The organism is Flavihumibacter solisilvae, from assembly GCF_000814475.1.
Classification (GTDB): Bacteria; Bacteroidota; Bacteroidia; order Chitinophagales; family Chitinophagaceae; genus Flavihumibacter; species Flavihumibacter solisilvae.
The window spans coordinates 1-20,691 of sequence record NZ_JSVC01000001.1; the positions used below are offsets into that span (position 1 = coordinate 1).

Genomic DNA, 20,691 nt, shown 5'->3' on the forward strand with positions numbered 1-20,691 from the left:
AGGTAAAACTCAATATTATGATACCGATGTTTCCCATACTTTTGATCATTGTTACTGTAATTTTTCTGCTTTCTTCTGCTGATAAAGATTGTACAAAATGATACTGACAAGGGACACAGCAATTACAGTAACAATGATCAAAAGTATGGGAAACATCGGTATCATAATATTGAGTTTTACCTTACAAAATTACCCGATGCTTTGTGCCTGACCATTGACAAAAATCAATCTTTCATTTCCAGCTTTTTTAACATCTCATCCGTTACCGGATCACTATAAATACCATACGCATTTACCAGTATACCTTTTAACTGCTGGCGGTCGGAAGATATCGCATACAGAATCGCCTGGTCCGATGGATTACTCTGACCTTCGAAACGGAAATACTTATCTATTTTAAAATCATCCGCAAACAATTGGAACTCGCCGTTGCGGCATTCCAGGCAGTTTTGCTTCAGGTTGAAGTCCTCCACATAGCCTTCCCTACGCAAATCGTTCATCGTTTCCGAGAGTGTTGAATATGAATACATACGCTTAATTTTAGATGGTGTTCAATTGACGGATCTTTCGTTTATCGCCTACGATCCATACTACATCGCCCCACTCGAGTATCACGCCGGAGTCGGGATTTAATATTCTTTCTTTGTCACGCTCAATACCAACAATAATTCCATCGGTTCGTTCACGCAACCCTGAACTCCGGAGATCTTTTCCTTTCAGCTTAGTATGCTCATTAACAATTATTTTTTGTAAAGAAATTTCTTCAATGTCCCTGTCTTCCATATCACTTGTTTCCAGTGCGTCAAAATTCGGTTTGAATGTCTTGATCTGGTTATCGGTGGCGATAATACCAACATGGTCGAAAGGCATTACTGCACTATCACGTCCAGGCGCCCGCAGCAACCTGTCTCCACGTTTTATGTATATAACATTTATTCCAAACTTCTCCCTCCATTGCAGGTCCAGTAATGTCTTGCCAACATATCCGGCATTCGGGTTTACTTTCATTTCCACAATATGCGCATCCCACGGCTCCAGGTTCGATTGCATTTCTTCGTTCTTCAGCATAATGCTTTGCGCTAGTGAGGGCTCGCTTACTTCTGTCGCAGCCCGTGCATTCAGGTTTGCAAGAAAACGTGTTTCCATTCGCAGGTAAACTTTCTGGATCCTCCTGGAAAACACAAGCAGGATGAGAATCGCTACCGGTACTATTACCAGGATGGCGATTGGCGCAGGCACCAGCCTTTGCACCCAAAACCCGATAAACAGTATACCCAACAGGCTTCTCAGGATCTCTATAACCAGCAATGGGCCACGGTTATAGCTTTTTTCCAGCCACAGCTGTTTATACGTGAGACTGTTTGGCCGTTTTGCCATGAAAGCCCATAAAAAAGGTGCGGCAACACCAAGCGAGATCACAAGAATGATGATGATCCTTAATGTTTCATTCGGCACATTCGCGTTAACAAACGGAACCAAAAAGTTTATGGAAAGCAATGCTGTTGCTAGCAAAAGAATGCCGTTGGTCAATGCGATCCTCAGGTACGATTTCAATACCAATTTCCACTGGCTGTCGGCTTGTATCTTCTGGGCGCCCATGGAATAATTGTTGAGGCGTTTTACCCATTTCTGCGGAAGATGACTGGTTGCGAAATCATAAATTGGCCCGGTGTACTTGATCAGGTAGGGCGTTGTGAATGTGGTTATCGCCGACGCTCCTACCGCAACAGGAAAAAGAAAATCAGAGATCACTCCCAAGGAAAGACCGAGTGTGGCCACAATAAATGCGAATTCACCGATCTGTGCCATACTCATTCCGACCTCTACAGATTGTTTGAGTGGCTGTCCCGACAACAAAGCGCCAAGTGTTGTACTGAACAGTTTTCCAAAGATGGTCAAAAGTGTGATCCAGAGGATTGGCCCGGCATACTGAACCATGGCCCCTGGATCAATCATCATCCCGACGGAAACAAAAAACACTGCGCCAAAAAGGTCTTTTACCGGTTTGATGACATGTTCCACTTTTTCAGCAGATGTGGTTTCGGCAATGATCGATCCCATCACAAAAGCTCCCAGTTCTGCAGAAAATCCTACCCGGGTCGCCAGCAGAACCATACCGAGACAAAGGCCCAAAGAAAGCGTGAGCAAAGTTTCTTCGTCCATCAGCTTCTTTGCTTTCCTGAGGAATGTTGGCAATAAATAAATTCCGCCGATGAACCAGATGGCCAGGAAGAACAGGAGCTTCAGGACAGTATATAACATTTCCGTTCCTTCAAATGCCCTGGTCACAGCCAGCGTGGAAAGTAGTACCATCAGGAGGATCACTACGATGTCTTCCACGATCAGGACGCCAAATACGATCCGGGCAAATTGTTTGGTCTTTACTCCGAGCTCATCGAATGCCCTTAAGATGATCGTTGTGGAAGAACTTGCCAGCATACCACCAAGGAAAAGGCTGTCCATCGTGGTCCAACCCAACATCTTCCCTAAAAAATAGCCACTGACTGTGATGAAAATAATTTCAACGAAAGCTGTTATCGAAGCTGACCCTCCGACACGCAACAATTTCTTGAAGCTGAACTCAAGTCCGAGGCTGAACAAAAGAATGATCACACCTATTTCGGCAAGTGTTTCAATATTCTCACGATCTACGACTGTAGGTGTGATCTGGAAATATGGGCCTACCAAAAATCCTGCGATTATATAACCTAATACGAGAGGCTGCCTGATCTTCCGGAACAACAGGGTAATAATTGCACCAGCCATCAGTATCAGTGCTAAGTCTTCTATCAGTTTTGGTAAATGGCCCATTCTTATATGCTTTTTATTTCAGATAGGCACTTTATCCAGGCCCGGTTTACTGTACAAATTCACCATCCGCTTTAATGTGCACCTCATCACTGATCATGGAAGAAGGAAAATTGTTACCAATATTAAAATCCGAACGCCTGATGCTACCTGTTAACTGAAACCCCACAGTTGGCTTTTTGTTCACCGGGTTTTCGGCATTCCCTTTATATTCCAGGTTCATGGTTACCTGTTTGGTAATTCCACGAAGGGTCAAGGCGCCGGTAAGTTTGTACTTATTCTTTCCTGCTTTTTGGATTGCAGTGCTGGCAAAATGCATAACGGGGAACTTTTCTGCATCAAAAAAATCGGCACTTTTCAGGTGTTTGTCCCTTGCTTCAACACGGGTATCAATAGACGCTACTTTTGCTTTCAGTTCAAACACAGCATCACTGAAATCAGGTTTTGTCGTATTAACTGTAACGTCAAAATCATTGAATACGCCTGACTGCTGCGATAAATGCTGTAAGAACAATAAATACCGACAGAAATATGAATATCTTCTTCATGCTTTGAAATTTGCAAGCAAAGGTACCCGGCGTGTATAGCCCGCTCCATTGCGTTTGAGCAGGAAAAAGCATTGATATTAATCAATGGGGATGAAAATAAATTTGGTTCATTGCAAACATTAATCGTAATATTGCGATACATATGGGAGCAACGAAAACAGAACTTTTTACCCGGCAGCAGAACGAACTGGCGGCTATGGCAAAGGCAATAGCCCATCCCGCACGAATTGCCATTTTGCAATACCTGGTTAAAAAGAATGCATGCGTTTGCGGCGATATAGTAGAAGAACTGGGCCTGGCACAGGCAACGACTTCTCAACACCTGAAGGAACTGAAGAACGCAGGAATTATCCAGGGGAATATCGATGGAGTTAGTGTCTGTTATTGCATTGAGCCAAAAGCATGGAAGCAATATAAAGAGCTGTTTACTGCTTTCTTTAAGGATGTTGACCTGAAGGGCAGCTGCTGCTGATTTTTTTTGACTTAATTCATCGCAATATTACAATAAATAAACTGAATACCATGCAAACCGAAAATGAAATCAAAGAGTTGGTTCGCCAGAAGTATAGCGAGATCGCTCTCCAGGACAAAAGCACAAACCAGTCCTCATGTTGTGGCTCCGGTGGCTGCAGCACCGAAGTGTATAATATCATGACCGATGACTATTCGAAAGTAGATGGTTATAACCCGGATGCAGACCTGGGACTGGGCTGTGGACTTCCGACCCAGTTTGCCAAAATCAAGCAGGGAGATACTGTTATTGATCTTGGAAGCGGAGCCGGCAACGACTGTTTCATCGCACGAAAAGAAGCAGGGGAAACAGGAAAAGTGATTGGGATCGACTTTACACCTGCCATGATCGACCTCGCCCGTGCGAATGCCCAAAAGATAGGCTACACTAATGTTGAATTCAGGCAGGGCGATATTGATAACATGCCTGTTGCCGCCAACACGGCAGACGTGATAGTAAGTAACTGTGTTCTCAACCTTGTACCAAATAAGGATGCAGTTATCAAAGAAATTTACCGGACGCTCAAATCCGGTGGTCACTTCAGCATCTCTGATATTGTTTTGGAAGGAACATTACCCGAAAGCATCCGCGAAGCTGCAGAAATGTATGCCGGTTGTGTTTCAGGAGCGATTCAGAAATCGGTTTACCTGGAATTGATCCACAGCAATGGATTTGAGAACATCACCATCCAGAAGGAAAAAACTATTGAAGTGCCGGATGATATACTTTCAAAATACCTGTCGCCGGAAGATTTATCTGCTTTTCGAAATGGATCAGCCGGGATCTACAGCATCACAGTATTCGCCCAAAAACCAATAACCGAAAAATCCTGCTGCGGGCCTGCCTGCTGCAACTAACCTGCAGTCATATATCATCAAATGAAAAAGATCTTAGTCTTATGCACAGGCAACAGCTGTCGTAGCCAGATAGCCGAAGGTTACCTGAAATCTTTTGCCGGGAACAAAGCGGATATCTACAGCGCCGGCGTAGAAACCCATGGAGTAAACCCGCGCGCTGTAAAAACAATGTCGGAAGATGGCATCGATATATCGGGCCAGACATCCAATAATGTCTCTGAATACCGCGACATCGACTTTGACTATGTGATCACCGTTTGCGATAATGCCAGGGAACACTGCCCTCATTTTCCATCCAATTCCCTGACATTCCATCATAACTTTCCCGACCCGGCAAAAGCTACCGGCCCTGAAATTGAGATCATGAAACAGTTTGCATCAGTCAGGGACCAGATAAAATCCTATTGCAAATCATTTGTTGAGGATCACATTTCGTAATCCAGGAACCTGGCGGGTTAAAAAATTGTGCGGGTCTTAGCGAATTAAAAGTAAGTTGCACGTAGTTACAACAGTGGTAAGCTGGCTATGAAAAAATTAGCAGTCCGCATACTGAAGTTTCTCGCCATCACAGCAACTGCTTTTGTTGCTATCCTGTTTTTATTACCAATCCTGTTCCCCGGTAAGATCGCGGCAAGTATCAGGCAATGGGCAAACCAGTCCATTACAGGAGAGTTGAATTTTTCAAAGGCAAGGTTGTCGTTCTTCAAACATTTCCCGACACTTACCTTAACACTGCACGACTTTTCACTGAAAGGATCCGCGCCATTCGAAAAGGACACGCTTCTTTCCGGTGATGAACTGAGCTTTGGCCTTAAGCTGAACTCTCTTTTCGGCAGCGCCATAGAAGTGGATGAGTTTTACATTCATAAGGCGCTCGTGCAGGTACTTGTTGATAAAAAGGGCAAAGCAAATTATAATATCTATCGGTCAACCGGTAAGCCATCCAGGCCATCGGGAGACACCAAATCGACCGACCTGAAGATCAAAGGGGTCTATTTCACCGATTGCCGGCTGAAATACCACGACCAATCCATTCCCATGATCATCGCGGCAGACGGCTTCAATTATGAAGGCCGGGGCGACCTGGCGAAAGACATTATAGAACTAACCTCGACGATCAGGGCCGACAGTCTCGATTTTATCCATGGCAATAACACATACCTGAGACGACGAAAGCTGAACGCCCAACTTGTAACAGGAATCAATACGCGTTCACTTGCTTTCAGGTTCCAAAAGAACAACCTCCTGATCAATAAGCTCCCGGTCGACTTTTCCGGCACCCTCGCAATCCTTGAGGGTGGTTATGATGTGGACCTGCACGTGATCTCGGGCATCACTGACCTTGCAAATGTGTTCACTGCCCTGCCACCTGATTATGAGCAGTGGTTCAGGGATACGAAATTCAGCGGAACAAGCCAACTACTTGTTGACCTTACCGGACCTTATCGCTCAGGCACCGGGTCATCGCCCGACCTTAGTATCAGGTTATGGGTCAGGAACGGATCCATTCATCACAACAAGGCACCTGCACCGCTGGAAAACCTGAAGGTCAGGGCCGCGCTGCTGATGCCGAAACTCAATGCAGACAGCCTGTATATCACGGCAGACTCCCTGTACTTTACTTTAGGTGGCTCAACCACTTCCGGTGATTTCAAATGGAAAGGAATGACCAATCCATACATTAAAGCCGACCTGGTTTCGAAGATCGACCTCGGCCTGCTCGACAGTGCATTGGGACTCACCGTTGCAGATCTGCGTGGAAAACTGGAAGCTGAACTGCATGCAGATGGTTACTATCGTGCAGGTCGCGATACCAGTCGCTATCGCCCTGGCACTGTTACTCAATCAATCCCGGCATTTCAACTGCACGCATCAGTTTCACAAGGTTATTTCAAACACCGCGAACTTCCGCTGGCTGTTGACCAGCTGACAGCGCAGATCCGTGCTGGTTGCAGCAATGCCAGGTGGCAGGACATTGATCTTGAAATAGAAAATCTCAACGCATCTATCGGCGGCGGTACAGTCGCTGGCTCTGTTGCGGTAAAAGGCCTCACGGCAAGTGACATAAAAGCCGACCTGAAAGTCAACATGCCCCTTGAAAACCTGGCCAGGTCAATGCCGATCCGGGACTATAAACTCAACGGCCAACTTAATTCCGAGATACAAGTGAAGGGCAGGTATGATGCAGCAAACAAAAGATTTCCTGTTGTGAAGTCAGTGCTGAAACTAACTGACGGGCTCATCCAGACGCCGTATTACCCAGCCCCGGTGCAACAGGTAAACCTGGAAGGCGAAATCAACAGCACGAGGGGCAGCCTTGATGATCTCGCGATAAAGATCCAGCCCTTATCTTTTACATTTGAAGGACAGCCATTCCGGCTGGAAGCCGATCTCTTCAACCTGAATAATCTCCGCTATTCGATAAAAGCAAATGGCATCCTGGATCTCGGAAAAATCTACCAGGTGTTTGCCATCCGGGGCTATAATATCAAAGGACTATTGGATGCAAATCTTTCCCTGGCCGGAACGCAGTCAGATGCCCTTAGCAAGCGGATCGACCGGTTATCGAACCATGGTAACCTGCGTGTGGAAAACATGGAATTGTTCGCCGATGAATATCCCTACCCGTTCCTGATACCAACCGGAACACTCACATTCAAGGACGATAAAGCATGGCTTCGCAACCTGCGCCTCAGCTATCGCAACAACGAAATCCAGCTCGACGGGTACGCGCAGAATTACATCGGCTATTATTTGCAGGGCAGTCCGCTGCAGGGAATGCTTACCACGACAAGCAACAAACTGGTCGTGGATGATTTCATGGCCTTCGCCGCCGACAAACCGGGAAACGATTCGGTAGCTGTTGCTGCAAACAGTGAAGGCATCGTGATGTTGCCCGCCAATCTCGACCTTAAACTGAATACATCAATAAAGGAGATCATATACGGCAGTTCCAGGCTGGACAACCTGCAAGGGGAACTGACACTGCAAAAAAGCAGGCTGGCCATGAAAGATGCCCGGGTAGGAATTGCCGGGGCTACCATCCGCGTAAATGGGGAATATGTGCCGGTCAATCTCCGTAACGCTGGCTTCAGCATAAACCTGGAAGCAGATTCCTTTGATGTAAAACGGGCGTACAATGAAGTACCATTGTTCCGCGACATGGTGCCTGCTGCAGCAAAGGCGGAAGGACTAATCTCAGTTCATTATGGGCTTTCCGGCAGGCTCAATTACCAGATGAAGCCTGTTTACCCTTCCATAAAAGGGAAAGGAGAGATCAGGCTGGAACACGTAAAAGTAAACGGGTTGAAATTATTTTCAGCCGTCAGCAAGGCAACAGGTAAGGACAGTATCAACAACCCGGACCTGAAGGCGGTGGTCCTCCGCTCTTCCATCCAGAATAACATAGTTACGCTTGAGCGTACTAAGATGAAAATCTTTGGCTTTCGCCCGCGGATCGAAGGACAAACCTCGCTGGATGGCAAACTGAACCTACGCTTCCGGCTGGGATTACCACCGTTAGGGATAATTGGCATCCCGATGACGGTCACCGGGAATTCTGAGCAACCGATCGTGAAGATCAGGAAAGGGAAAAAGGAAGATGAACTGGAGGAGGTGGAAGATGACCCTGACGAACAGGAATAAGCGCCTATTGCAGCTTCAGAGATTTTGGAATATTTTACCGGTATCCCAATAACTCTCCATGAAATATATTTCACTCCTGGCAGCGGTTGTCTTCTACTTAAGCAATCCTGGTTTTACACAATTAAAATATCCGCAAGTTGCGAAGGTGCCGTTTGACACGGTGATCCAGGGAACCAGGTTGTCCGACAGCTATTTCTGGCTGAGCAGGAATGAAAACAAGCCTGCCCTGCAGGAATACAGTAAACAACAGGGAACACTTGCACTTTCCCTGCTGGATAGTATTCCTGGTATGGAGCAACTGCAAAATGAGAGCGGTGAAGTTTACAACGCATTGCAGGATGAGATCTGGAACCTGGCTCTTGCAGGTGAATCCATTTACTATTACCGTGATATCCCGAAAGAAGGGCCTACGTTGTGCCGCCGGAAAGGGGAAGACGCACCGGAGGAAAAAATCCTCAGGCGCGTGACAATCAATGGCCAATCCTATTCTGTCAGGAAAAGGGCGTTCGCATATAACAAGCCGTTGCTGGCACTCATGCTGACCCAACAGGGCGAGCGCAATCCGCAGATCAGGATCTTTGATCTTGAAAAGAAAGTTTTCCTGCCAGACAGCATCGCACCGGTCATGTTCAATGATTCAAGAGGCGTGTCCATGGCCTGGTTGCCCGGCGACAAGGGAATTCTCTATTCACAGGCCCCGCCAACTGACAAGCATGCAGAAAAGTATTTCAACGGGAAAATCAGGCAACATGAAATCGGCACAAGTGCATTGGGCGACAAAGAGATCTTCGGCATTGGGCTAAACAGGGACATTGCATTGAAGTCCACCGAAACACCCTATATCTATAGCTTTAAAAATTCTCCCTACCTGCTGGCACGGATCCGTTCGGGCAGTGGCGACAACTATGCCTTCGCGGTGCATAAAGACAAATTAAACGGGTCTAAGACGCCGTGGGTAAGGTTGAAGGATTATATCAATCTCGGCGACGCATTCGACGCGAGGGGGAAATTTTTATTTGCTGCAACTACTGGGAGTCCGCGGTACCGTATTGTCAAAATCGATATGGAATCAGGCGCCAGGCCAGAGGAATTCCTGGGTGAGCAGGCCGATGTGATTGCGGGCACTGATTCCTGGCATAATTCGGGGATTGTTTCCGGTAAAGATGCTCTTTATATACTGATGCGAAGGATCGGCGCCATGCAGATCCTGAAAGTTGATTATACCGGGCGGGCAACATTATTGCCCATCAGGGAACGCATAAATATTGCAGAACTGAAATTGAAAGGGGAAAACGATCTTGTTTTTCTAAGTTCATCGCCGACCAAAAGTTTCCGGTATTTACACTATTCATATAGCAAGGACAGCATTACCCCGCTTGCCTTCGCTACGCGGTACCTCGATAAATCAAACGAGCTGGTCTCCGAGGTATTGATGGTGCCCTCGAGGGATGGGAAGATGATTCCGCTGTCGGTTGTGCGCTCTGTCAACACTTCCCTGCAACAAAACAACCCGTTTATCATTGAAGGCTATGGGAATGCAGGAAGGTCGGAGGACATGCATTTCAACCCTTCCTATTTTTCCTGGATAAAACGGGGCGGAATTTATGCGTATGCGCATGTGCGTGGCGGTGGGGAGCTTGGGGAAGACTGGTACCTCAATGGCCAATACCCGCATAAAATGAATTCAGTTAACGACTTCGTGGACATTGCACAATGGCTGGTGAAGAACAACTACTCTTCGCCGTCAAAACTTTTTATCATGGGAGCGAGTGCGGGCTCGTTCCTGGTAGGCAATGCCATAAACCAGCGCCCGGACCTGTTTGCCGGCGGCATTTACCTTGCGGGGTTACCGGATTTGGCAACCCATTCCGATGCCGCAGCAGCGAGGGAGGAAAAATCGATAGGGCCTAAAACCACGAAGGAAGGCTTCTTCTCAAACTACGAGCACAGTGCGTTATACCATATCCCAAAGGGAAAAGCATTGCCCTCCATGCTGATCATTCATGGCGCAACCGATTATATACTGGCAATGCACCCCGCCGCGAGATACGCCGCCACCTTACAGGAAAGGCAACAGGGCAAAAACCCGATCCTGTTCCTTACCGACTGGGAAGGCGGACACGTGGGCAGCGAGAACGAGATCTTTTATATCCTGAAGTTTGCGTTATGGCAATCGGGCCACCCGGATTTCCAGTTAAATCAATAGGCACGCGGACCGTAGTAACGGTACTTTTTTTCTTCGTAAACAGTACCGCATAAGATGGAATGGATGAAGCCATTGAATTCAACCTGTTTCGTATGATAGATGCCCTGGTCGAAATTGTCGAGCAGGTAAAAGCGTATCCTGCCATCCATGGCGCTGAATAGTTGTAATGTATCGTTCCCGTTCTTTTTGAATTCAAACAACCGGGAAAAATGTTTCAGCATCAGGTGTGACCGGTACCAGGTTCCGCCCGTATCGGAAACAAACCGTTTTCCCTGGTACAAAGCGACACTATCATTGTAGGCAAAAATATTGAGGCTGGCCTGGCTGTTGACTTTCAACCATTGTGTCAATTTCGGAAAGTAAGTGGAATCATAACCATAATTACTGTCGAGAAAACTGATCCGGTGTACATAAGACGGGATCCCGGAAACTGATGCGAGATAACCGAAGATGAAACTTCCGCCGCCACTGTGGCCATTCAGGTAAAGCCGGCTTCCCATAGGGAAGGATTGGTATAAACTGTCGACCAGGTGCCTGATCTTCCCGGTTGCGCCGGGGTGCTTTCTTTTCCATGCCGGCCAGCTGCGTAAATTATTCTCAAGATAAATCACAGTCACCGGCACATTCCGCAATTCCTTCCTGATGAATTCCGTTTGTGCGCCAATATTCTGGATGTTGAAACGGGCATCCTCACCCGCTGCTATTGACTTGCCGAATGACTGTTCCGTCGTATTGCCATTTGGAAGCGCGTACAGGATCACAATTCCCGCTTTGCCGCCATGCTTTTGAGGCCTGTCAATGGTTATCCTGACGCTGTCTGCGATCCAGCGTGACGTGGTATCAAGGGTAGCAGGCTTTGCCTGTACTGTAGCGGGCGCAAGAAAAACCAATAGTGATTTGAAAATTTTCATACGCAGGTTAAGGGCAACAAGATACCATAATCAGTTACTCCTTTTCATACCTGCCTGATTTTTCGAGAATTACAATCCGGTAAATCACCGGCCGCGAATCGTTGTGATTGACGGGCGAATAATTTTCTTCGTCAAACCCTTCGGGTGGTACAGCAGTCTCGCTGATCTTAAGGGTGAGTGTACGGTCTACAAAATACCTGACCGCCCTGTACCGGTCCCGTACGTTTGAATATTCCTGGTATTCGCCCTGCAGGATCACACTTTTCCAGTTGGCAAAGTCCTTCACTTCATCAACCTCAAAACACACCTGCGGATTGCGGCGCATCATTTGAATTTTGGTGCCCGGCATGGAGTGAATGATAATATCTTTCCCGTCATACACATAAGTCACCGGTACTACGTAGGTCTTTCCCTCATCGTGGCACCCGATGCGACCCAGGAAGTTATGCGCCAGCACCATCTCGACATCTTTGTCACTTAATTTCCCGATCATAACTTAAGATTTGGTAAAGGATAATGTTCTGTCTAAAGTTATTAATCAGTTTACCGGGATTTGCTGACGCCAGTCAGGTCCGGGAGGGATATTCATCAGGAAATTGCCGGTACCACTTTGGGTTTTAGTAAATTTAAGCATGAAACCCCCGGCAAATTTTGGGAAAGGTGCGTTGGAATACGACCAGAAGAACCGCAGGCAGAATATGCAGGCCCTGTTTGCATTAGTGGTACTGCTGGTTGCCGGTATCATCGGATTCACCTGGCGCAAATCTACGCATCCTGCCGAGCCCTCTTCTTATTCGCCTGACAAGATTACCATCCTCAAAAAATGGGACATGCCCCAATACCTGAAAGAGATCTCGGGACTTACCTATATAGATGAACAACGGCTTGCCTGTGTGCAGGATGAAGCAGGAACGATATTTATCTATAACATAGAAAAGAACACCGTAGAGAAAGAAATACATTTCGGCGAACCGGGCGATTATGAAGGCTTGACGCTTGCCGGCAAAACGGCCTGGGTGCTAAGGGCTGATGGTCTCCTCTTCGAAGTAAAAGACATTCATGCGAAGCAACCAGCAGTTAAAGAGTACCGGACCCACCTTACCGTGAAGGAGAACTGCGAAGGGCTTTGCTATGATAAATCAAGAGGTCGTTTACTGGTTGCCGTGAAGGACCAGGACCCCAACAGTACCAGCTACAAAGGAATTTATGAATTCGATCTCAGCAGCTATACGATGGCAAAGGAGCCGGTTATTAAGATCAACCTGGAAGATGAGATCTTTGCCAATGCAAAAGGCAAGAAAAAGAAAGGCATTACATTTAAGCCAACAGGTATCACCATTCACCCGGTAACCCAGGATCTCTATATAACAGACGGACCCGGCTCACGCCTATTGGTGACCGACAAAACGGGAACCATCAAAAAACTGTTTCAACTGGATCGCAAAATATTTACCCAGCCGGAAGGCATCACTTTCAGTGAAAGGGGCGAACTTTTTATTTCCAATGAAGGAGTGAAAGGATCGGGCAATATTTTAAAGGTTTCGATCGAGCCGAAATAATGGCGATTTTTTTCCTTTTATGTGTCTTACGGTTGAGATGCTAAAATGGTCGCGACGTTATCCAAATATATTCCCGGGTTGAAGATCTTCCATTCGTACCAGCGCGAATGGTGGCAGGCCGACCTTATGGCGGGCGTATCGGTTGCGGCCGTTGCCCTGCCTGTAGGCATTGCTTATGCACAGCTCGCCGGACTTCCACCTGTGGTAGGGATCTATTCCTCGATCTTCCCGGCGGTGGCATATGCATTCTTCGGGTCGTCGAAACAACTGGTGGTGAATCCCGATTCCGCTGCCTGCATGATGGTGGCTTCAACCATTGCCCCGCTGGCGGCAGGGGACGCGCTACGTAACCTCGACCTGGCGATACTACTTACGTTCATGACGGGGGTCCTCTGCCTCGTCGGCGGCATTGCCAAGCTTGGCGTAATCGCCAACTTTCTTTCCCGGCCCATCCTTACCGGGTATCTTAATGGGATTGCGTTCAGTATCATGGCCAGCCAGCTGGGAACCCTGCTGGGTTTCAAGATTCCACGCAGTGGCTTCTTCTTGACAGTGTGGCAGGGCATTTCACGCATGGGCGAAACACACTTCGCCTCGCTGATCCTCGGCCTATCCTTATTCGCCCTGATCCGGTTGATGAAACGGTTTACCCCTAAACTGCCGGCGGCACTATTCGCTACTATCGCCGGCATTCTGGCCGTTACTGTATTTGCTTTACCTGGTCGAGGCGTAGCAACTGTGGGACAAATCCCGGCAGGTTTGCCGGTTCCGAGAATTCCTGCATTTGCGGCTTCAGAACTGGTGCCGCTTTTCTCCGGGGCATGTGGGATTGTACTGGTAAGCTTTTGCAGCATGATGACAACTGCGCGGGCTTTTGCCATCAAAAACGGTTACCCGATCAAAGTGAATCAGGACATGTTTGCCCTTGGCATTTCCGACCTGGCTGCGGCGGTCGGTAGTGGATTCGCCGTAAGCGGGGCCGATTCGCGGACAGCTGTTGCAGATGCATCTGGTGGCAAGTCGCAGGTTACTTCCATTGTTGCCGCTGTTATGATGGCCCTGGTTTTATTGTTCCTGGCCAGGCCGCTTTCTTACGTACCTGCCGCTGCACTGGCGGCCATTCTCATTTCATCCGCGCTGGGACTCTTTGACATCGCCTCACTGCGCAGGTATTATTCCTTCAGTAAACCGGAGTTCTGGTTCTCTATAATCGCAATGCTGGGTGTTATGACCATCGGTGTTTTGCCCGGGGTTTTGGTGGCTGTTGCACTGGCAATTATCAAACTCCTGCAAAGGGCATCACACCCCCACGATGCCGTGCTGTTGCCTGTTTCGGGGCTCGAAGGAGTGTATACTTCAAGTCCTGACGAAGAACACGATAGTCTCCCGGGCGTGCTTATTTACCGGTTTGACGCTTCTCTTCTGTTTTTCAATGCAGATTACTTCAAGGACCGGGTGCAGCTGGCGCTCAGCGAATCCGGCTCGAAACCTGACTGGTTCATCTTTAATACCGAAGCTGTTCCCCTGATTGATATTACCGGTTGCGAGGCGCTGGAAGAAGTAAGGCGTGACCTTGAGAACCAGGGCATCGTGATGGTAGTTGCGCGGGCAAAAGGCATGTTCCTGGCAAACCTGAAAAAATCCGGACTCTGGGATTCGATCGGCAAAACACGGTTTTTCTATTCTGTACATGCTGCAGTACTCGCTTACCAACTGGAACATCCGCAAACTTCATAATAGTACTATGCTTAATTCATGGAGCGACACGGACAAGTTATTCCCAGGCCGACCTCAGTGCAAATACATCAAGCTTTGAAAATTTCACCTTACCGCCTTCCGTCTTTACTGATAAAGCAGGCGCTGCCGCTGAAAGATTTTTATTGATGGGCATATAGAACAGTCCGTCCTGGGCAAATACTTCTATACCGATGCGGTCAACGAAGATCCTCAGCCGCAAATTTTCACCTTCCAGCGGCACTTTAGCCTTTACGCCATCGGCCGATAACTCCTGGCTGGCCACATCGTATGTAAGGTCCAGGCCTTTGATGGCAAACTTAATGGACTTCGCCTTACCCGGCTGTAACTCCGTAATGATCTCCATCAGCTCAGAATACACGCCGGCAGCGGGGTTCGAAGAGTTATCAGAAAGCGTAACGGTACCTGTCATCACCCGTTCGCCCCTTAGCGATTCCAGTTCGACCACCGGTACCCGTTTTACCCTAAGTCCCGCGGGAGTTTCAACCAGTTTAAGTTCCATCGGTACTGTCATGCTCTGGTTAAAACTGCTGTTCCCCTTGTCGGTGTGCGTACGCCACCAGCCTATCTCGATCCTTCTTCCTGTAGGTTCATTGTTGAAAGTCTGTGCAGCATAATAATCCCGGCCCACCTGCGTGAGTAAACGCTCCAGTTCGGGCCTGAATGTTTTTCCGTCGAAAGTGCCGATAGTATACATGCTGTTGGCGGCGGATAAAATCCACCTCTTCTCACCTGGCCTCCCCTCCACTTCGAGCTCATAGAAATCGGGGCATTCGAAGAGGTAGCGATCTTCGCCGACACCACCACTAACCATCGAAGCCGGGGTCCAGTTCTTCAGGTCGGGGGAAGTCAGGAACTCCATGGTATTCTCGCCATTTTGTCTTTCCACCCACAATACCATTACCCAATGTTTTTCCGGGGCGTACCAGAACACTTTCGGATCACGGTTATCTTTATTGATCCTGTTTACAACTGTATGTCCCAGCTTCTGGAAGCTGCGGCCGTCGCGGGTCCATGCGAGTCCCTGGCCCCAGGCGCGGGCACCGGTAAAAAACATCACCATCGGGGGGTCATTGGGTGAACCAAGTCCGCTTGTATTGGCAGAATCGACAACTGCCGATCCGCTGAACATCGGTCCGAACCCGTCGGGGTGGATAGCGTCGCCCACTTCCTTCCAATGAACCATGTCCTTGCTGACCGCATGTCCCCAGGTCATATTGCCCCAGCCCCTGCCATAGGGATTATGCTGGAAAAACAGGTGATACTCGCCCTTGTAGTAGCACATGCCGTTGGGATCATTTGTCCACCCGCGTTTGGGCGAGAAATGGAACTGCCCCCTTAGCTCTTCATTATAGGCTTTGCCGCCATCATTGTCTGACTGGAGGACCTGGTGAAAAGCATTTGAGCTTCTATCCAGTTTATCTACCCGGAGTTCAACCGGCTTCCCTTTCCATTCGGAGATGTCCAGGTAGGCGAGCCAGTCGGCTTCACCGTCTGCCAGCTCCATATCGAAGTAGCGAACCAGGTTTCCATTGAGCCAGAGCTCGAGGTTCTTTTTTGGCGCACCGTTTTTTACCGGCAGTACCAGGTATTTTTTCTCAGGCGTAAAATAGCGGCTGAATTGTTGCTGGGCTATGCCGGTATATGCCAGGCAGCACAGGCCGGCAGCAAAAAGCAAACTTTTGGTTCTCGTCATCATTGTGGTTTGGATGCGGATTATTGTATCAGCAGTCCCGCGTCGGCAGCATCATAAGTTGGACAGCCGCCTGCGAGTGTGGTTATATATGAAGCAAGGCGATTCGCCTGGTCAAGCGCATCTGCAGGATCAGCCTGCCGGATCCTTGCAGTGAGATAGGCCGCCAGGAAGGAGTCGCCGCTGCCGATAGTGTCCTGGACTTTAGCCGGGTAGCCAGGGTGCGTCCAATACCGGTTATCGATCCATGCAGTTGCGCCGTTGGGGCCTTTGGTTACCAGGATGTCGTCGAGATTGAATTTAGCCGCGAGTTCCTGCAGCCATTCCTCCTCCGTTCCGGATTCGAGAAACCATTTTGCGAGCAGCTGCAATTCATCATCATTCACTTTTAGCAGGTTTGCTTCTCCCAATAGCAGTTCGATCATGTCACCGGTGTAGTAAGGTTTCCGCAGGTTTATATCCAGTACTTTTATATTAGCGAGCTTAAGGAGCTCAAACAAAGTTTTCCGGCTCACTTCGCCCCGGGCTACCAGGCTGCCGTAGACGAAATAATCTGCCTGCTCAACCAGCGTTCGGTTGTCTTTATCAGCCTGGATATGATCCCAGGCCACATCATCGACAAACTGGTAGGTCATAACACCTGCCGCATCGGGGAATGCCAGCACTTGCCCGCTCACATGGTCCGCATCTTCCTGCGTGTAGCGGTCGTTAATCTCCCGCGCCGCCAGCTCCTCTTTGATCTCGCGGCCGAGATCATCCCTCCCAATACGGGAGATCATGGCGCTGTTGATTCCGAGCTTACTGATATGGTAACAGGCATTCAGCGGTGCGCCGCCGAGCACTTTGCCAGTAGGAAGTATATCCCACAGGATTTCGCCGAAGCAGGCAATCGTTTTAGTTTCTTTCATTTGTTTTCAGTGCACTGAGAAAGAAATTTACAATTTCCGCGCCGCTTTTGCAAAGTAGTTATAAGTGCCAGGTCAAACGCGACTTTGACCTTCGTATGTACTTTCGAAGATCCTGTCAGCGTTTCCCGCTTCAAAACCCTCACGGCGGTGCTCGCGGGTGAGCGCAAAGGCCGGCAGGTGAGCGAACCTGGCCAGAGGTCTGCGTTCCGCAAATTCTACATAGGAACCCGGGATCATGCGGGTTTTGCCATTGGCGAATTCCGCTTCCACTTTCTGTGCGATCGTTGAACTCTGCAGCAACAGTTTATCAGGACTCACCTTCACCTTTCCGCCAGAATCATTCAATTTGAAACCATGCTGTTCCAGGAATTCGTTAAATGTAGCAACCGTGTTATAGCCTTCGGGCAGGTTATGCACGCTGATGGTGAAATGGTTCAGGTAATAACGGTTGTAAATAGCCCAGGAAGCGTATTCACTTTCTTCCTGCAACTGCAGGTAATCTTCCAGCAGGGGTGTTTGCCAGAGCCCGCTGTGCAGGAAGGTATCTATCGCCTTACCGTTATCCAGGTCCAGCGCATTTACGGGATCCGCGGTTACGGTGTCGGTGTATTTCTTTATCAATGCTGCCGATGCAGTCGACAGGTCATTTACACGCAACTCACTGATGAAGATCCGTGGCAGATCTGGCCGGGGCGGCGCATACCAGTAAGCATCCAGCTTTTTCTGGGTGAAATGATAGTGGTCTTTCTTCGTATAGCCGAGGGCAAGAAAGATCTTTTCCAAAGAAGCAATGCCAAGGTGCGGAACACCCATGGTGCGAAAAGCAATATGATCATTTTCAATATCGGCGGCAGAGTTGATAATACCTGCTGCGGTCATTGCATCAAGAATTGCGTTAACATCAGCTACCCGTTCGCGATAGCGCTGCATGAGTCCGTCCAAAACGGTTTTCAATACCTGTTCTTTGTGGTTCATATTTTTCCGGCTGAAAGTTCTGTGAATGTTTCGTCGAGTGCGGTTACCATATCCATGGCGTTCTTTTCATTGAAAACGAGCGGTGGCTTGATCTTGAGAACGTTATGAAGCGGGCCGTCGGTGCTGAGCAGGAATCCCCTGTCCTTCATTCTTTCCACTACCAGGTCGATTTCCGGAACGGCTGGTTCGAGCGTTTGCCTGTCGCGCACCAGTTCGACGCCAACGAACAACCCTTTCCCGCGCACATCCCCGATCAATGGGTGCCGGGGAGCGAGTTTTCTGAGGGCCTCCATCAGGAGGTTACCGGTCTGCAGGGCGTGTGCCTGCATTTCTTCCCCCTGGATTGCCTGCAAAACTGCTTTTCCGGTGGCCATGGAAACGGGGTTGCCGCCATAGGTGTTGAAGTATTCCATGCCGTTATTGAAGGCGTCGGCGATTTCGTCTGTTACGACCACTGCAGCGAGCGGGTGTCCATTCCCGATAGGCTTTCCCAACACCACGATATCCGGTTCCACATCCTGCAATTCGAAGCCCCAGAATTTTTCACCCACCCTGCCGAAACCGACCTGCACTTCATCTGCGATACAGAGGCCGCCGGCGCGCCTGACGTGTTCATACACTGCCTTAAGGTAGCCGTCGGGCAAGGGAATTTGTCCACCGACTCCCAGCAGCGTTTCGCAAATAAAGGCGGCGGGGGACTTTCCTGCCTGTTTCAGGCTTTCAACAATTCGTGCGATGTCAGTTGCATATTTGTTCCCTGCTTCCGGATCACTGTTGCGGAACGGGCCCCTGAAGCCGTCGGGGTTCATTGCTTTGTGGATATATGGCATGCGGCCGAATCCGCCTTTGCCATCGAACTTATATGGACTCATTTCGATGGCGGTCGTGCTGGTACCATGATATGCATGATCCAGCACGATCACATCCTTCTGCCCGGTGAAATGCCTGCTCATCCGGATTGCCAGGTCATTGGCCTCGCTTCCTGAATTGGTGAAGTAACATACCCGAAGCTTCCCGGGAAGCGTGGCGGTTAGCATTTTCGCATAATCCACCAGGTGGTCGTTCAGGTACCGCGTGTTAGTATTGAGGATCGCCACCTGCTTTTGTGTTGCCCTAACAACGATGGGGTGACAATGCCCGACATGGCTTACGTTATTCACGCAATCGACATAGGTATTGCCTTCATCGTCGTAGAGATATTGTAAGGCACCCCTGACGATCTTTAATTTCTTTTTATAACTGATACTGAGGTTGCGGCCGATATGCTGTTTTCGTTGTTCCAGCAATTCTTCGTGGTTTTGGGCTGTGTTGATGAGGCCTTCCATCCCGCAGGCTTCACGGAGGGTATGCTGCATGCGCAGCGGGTTGATGGCAACCAGTTTCTCCAACAGTTGCCAGGCCGGCTTTTCCGTAATGTAGTGGTGTTCGTTATCACTATCTGACTCGCGCTTATTTGCCGACCTGCAGACGCTGATACAGAGGCGGGCAGCCACGAGATAATAAAGCAGGTCAGTCTCGGCGGGTTTGAGCGCGTGCTGCTGGTGGTAGGCTGCGGTTACGTGTATAGCAGCAGACACAGGATCTTCTTTGCCCAGCATCGCATAGGTACAGGCTACTGCCACATTATTAATAAGCGGGGCATACACCATATCGCCGAAATCGATGAGACCGGAGATGGTACCATTTTTTACAAGCACATTATAGTCGTTGGCGTCGTTGTGGATGTACGCCTTCCGCAGCTTATGCAGCACTGGCAACACTTCGGCTTCAAACTGGAGCAGGAAGTACCCGGCGATCCGTCGTTGTTCATGGTTTTTAATAGAGGGGATAAACTGGTTTACATCGGCTGCATTGGAGATATCCCATTCGTAATGCCGGTGCATGCCGTGGTGGCGGAAGCCGGCGAGACTGGCATCCATTTTACCGAGTACAGTGCCAATACTTTCCAGCAAAGCAGGTTCGTGGTCAGGAAGGTCAACCATGAAATCCCCTTCGAGATAATTGAGTACACGCAGGTAATATTCCCTTCCCGCGATTTCAAGGTGGGTGACCGGTTCGTTTTGCCTGTTGCGGATATGCTTTTGAAAATAAGCGGCTACAGGTGAAGCTTGCAGGTGATCGGTAATGGCTACCTGCGCGTCGAGGAAATAGCGATCGTGTTCCGGGGTGGAGATCTTGCAGATATAACGTTCATTATTGCCCGAAGTCAGCAACAGGTTCTGTTCATCATAACCGTTGAGTGGCTCGAGTGATCCATGAAGGTCATAATGTAATGCCAGTGCGTCTCCGATTTCTTTTTCTGCTATATACATAAC

Annotated in this window: 16 protein-coding genes; 7 read left to right on the forward strand and 9 right to left on the reverse strand. The window is 48.8% G+C overall.

Annotated elements, in window-relative coordinates; translation table 11 throughout:
* Positions 1 to 224 precede the first annotated feature (224 nt).
* The 3 genes from OI18_RS00005 to OI18_RS00015 are packed head-to-tail and all read right to left on the reverse strand — an operon-like array spanning position 225 to position 3,322.
* The gene (locus OI18_RS00005; RefSeq protein WP_039135927.1) at positions 225 to 530 is read right to left on the reverse strand and encodes a hypothetical protein; all 306 of its coding nucleotides are present in this window, start codon (positions 528 to 530) and stop codon (positions 225 to 227) included.
* Positions 531 to 540: 10 nt separating this feature from the next.
* Positions 541 to 2,811: a cation:proton antiporter gene (locus tag OI18_RS00010; RefSeq protein WP_039135929.1), complete on the reverse strand. Its 2,271-nt coding sequence runs from the start codon at positions 2,809 to 2,811 to the stop codon at positions 541 to 543.
* A 46-nt stretch (positions 2,812 to 2,857) separates the two neighbouring features.
* Complete coding sequence (locus tag OI18_RS00015) at positions 2,858 to 3,322, reverse strand: YceI family protein (RefSeq protein WP_205409960.1); 465 nt, start codon at positions 3,320 to 3,322, stop codon at positions 2,858 to 2,860.
* Between the two features lie 176 nt (positions 3,323 to 3,498).
* Here OI18_RS00015 and OI18_RS00020 point away from each other — a divergent pair, with 176 nt between their 5' ends.
* The 5 genes from OI18_RS00020 (at position 3,499) to OI18_RS00040 (ending at position 10,575) form a co-directional block, all read left to right on the forward strand.
* The gene (locus OI18_RS00020) at positions 3,499 to 3,828 is read left to right on the forward strand and encodes an ArsR/SmtB family transcription factor (RefSeq protein WP_039135931.1); all 330 of its coding nucleotides are present in this window, start codon (positions 3,499 to 3,501) and stop codon (positions 3,826 to 3,828) included.
* Positions 3,829 to 3,878: 50 nt separating this feature from the next.
* Complete coding sequence (locus OI18_RS00025) at positions 3,879 to 4,724, forward strand: arsenite methyltransferase (protein WP_039135933.1); 846 nt, start codon at positions 3,879 to 3,881, stop codon at positions 4,722 to 4,724.
* Positions 4,725 to 4,745: 21 nt separating this feature from the next.
* Positions 4,746 to 5,162: an arsenate reductase ArsC gene (locus OI18_RS00030; protein ID WP_039135935.1), complete on the forward strand. Its 417-nt coding sequence runs from the start codon at positions 4,746 to 4,748 to the stop codon at positions 5,160 to 5,162.
* Positions 5,163 to 5,249: 87 nt separating this feature from the next.
* Complete coding sequence (locus tag OI18_RS00035; RefSeq protein WP_039135937.1) at positions 5,250 to 8,369, forward strand: AsmA family protein; 3,120 nt, start codon at positions 5,250 to 5,252, stop codon at positions 8,367 to 8,369.
* A 58-nt stretch (positions 8,370 to 8,427) separates the two neighbouring features.
* Positions 8,428 to 10,575, forward strand: a complete 2,148-nt coding sequence (locus OI18_RS00040) for a prolyl oligopeptidase family serine peptidase (protein ID WP_039135939.1) — start codon at positions 8,428 to 8,430, stop codon at positions 10,573 to 10,575.
* Here the strand turns inward: OI18_RS00040 and OI18_RS00045 are convergent.
* Complete coding sequence (locus tag OI18_RS00045) at positions 10,569 to 11,486, reverse strand: hypothetical protein (protein ID WP_052272721.1); 918 nt, start codon at positions 11,484 to 11,486, stop codon at positions 10,569 to 10,571. The genes OI18_RS00040 and OI18_RS00045 overlap by 7 nt on opposite strands.
* Before the next feature lie 34 nt (positions 11,487 to 11,520).
* Positions 11,521 to 11,979 carry a pyridoxamine 5'-phosphate oxidase family protein gene (locus tag OI18_RS00050; protein WP_039135941.1) on the reverse strand — a complete coding sequence of 153 codons (459 nt, stop codon included), beginning with the start codon at positions 11,977 to 11,979 and terminating at the stop codon, positions 11,521 to 11,523.
* 139 nt (positions 11,980 to 12,118) lie between these two features.
* Between OI18_RS00050 and OI18_RS00055 the strand changes: the two genes are divergently transcribed.
* Entirely contained in the window at positions 12,119 to 13,045 is a 927-nt protein-coding gene (locus tag OI18_RS00055; protein ID WP_052272722.1) for an SdiA-regulated domain-containing protein, read from the forward strand.
* Positions 13,046 to 13,090: 45 nt separating this feature from the next.
* A complete protein-coding gene (locus tag OI18_RS00060) occupies positions 13,091 to 14,782 on the forward strand; it encodes a SulP family inorganic anion transporter (protein WP_039135945.1) in 1,692 nt (563 codons plus the stop codon).
* A gap of 37 nt (positions 14,783 to 14,819) precedes the next feature.
* Here the strand turns inward: OI18_RS00060 and OI18_RS00065 are convergent, their stop codons facing one another.
* From OI18_RS00065 to OI18_RS00080, 4 genes are all read right to left on the reverse strand, one after another.
* The gene (locus OI18_RS00065; RefSeq protein WP_052272723.1) at positions 14,820 to 16,496 is read right to left on the reverse strand and encodes a glycoside hydrolase family 32 protein; all 1,677 of its coding nucleotides are present in this window, start codon (positions 16,494 to 16,496) and stop codon (positions 14,820 to 14,822) included.
* Between the two features lie 20 nt (positions 16,497 to 16,516).
* Positions 16,517 to 17,401 carry a carbohydrate kinase family protein gene (locus OI18_RS00070; protein ID WP_039135947.1) on the reverse strand — a complete coding sequence of 295 codons (885 nt, stop codon included), beginning with the start codon at positions 17,399 to 17,401 and terminating at the stop codon, positions 16,517 to 16,519.
* 72 nt (positions 17,402 to 17,473) lie between these two features.
* A complete protein-coding gene (locus OI18_RS00075; RefSeq protein WP_039135949.1) occupies positions 17,474 to 18,376 on the reverse strand; it encodes a DUF1338 domain-containing protein in 903 nt (300 codons plus the stop codon).
* Positions 18,373 to 20,688 (reverse strand): aminotransferase class III-fold pyridoxal phosphate-dependent enzyme, encoded by a 2,316-nt coding sequence (locus OI18_RS00080; RefSeq protein WP_039135951.1) that lies wholly within the window; start codon positions 20,686 to 20,688, stop codon positions 18,373 to 18,375. Before OI18_RS00080 ends, OI18_RS00075 begins: the two co-directional genes overlap by 4 nt.
* Between the last annotated feature and the right edge of the window lie 3 nt (positions 20,689 to 20,691).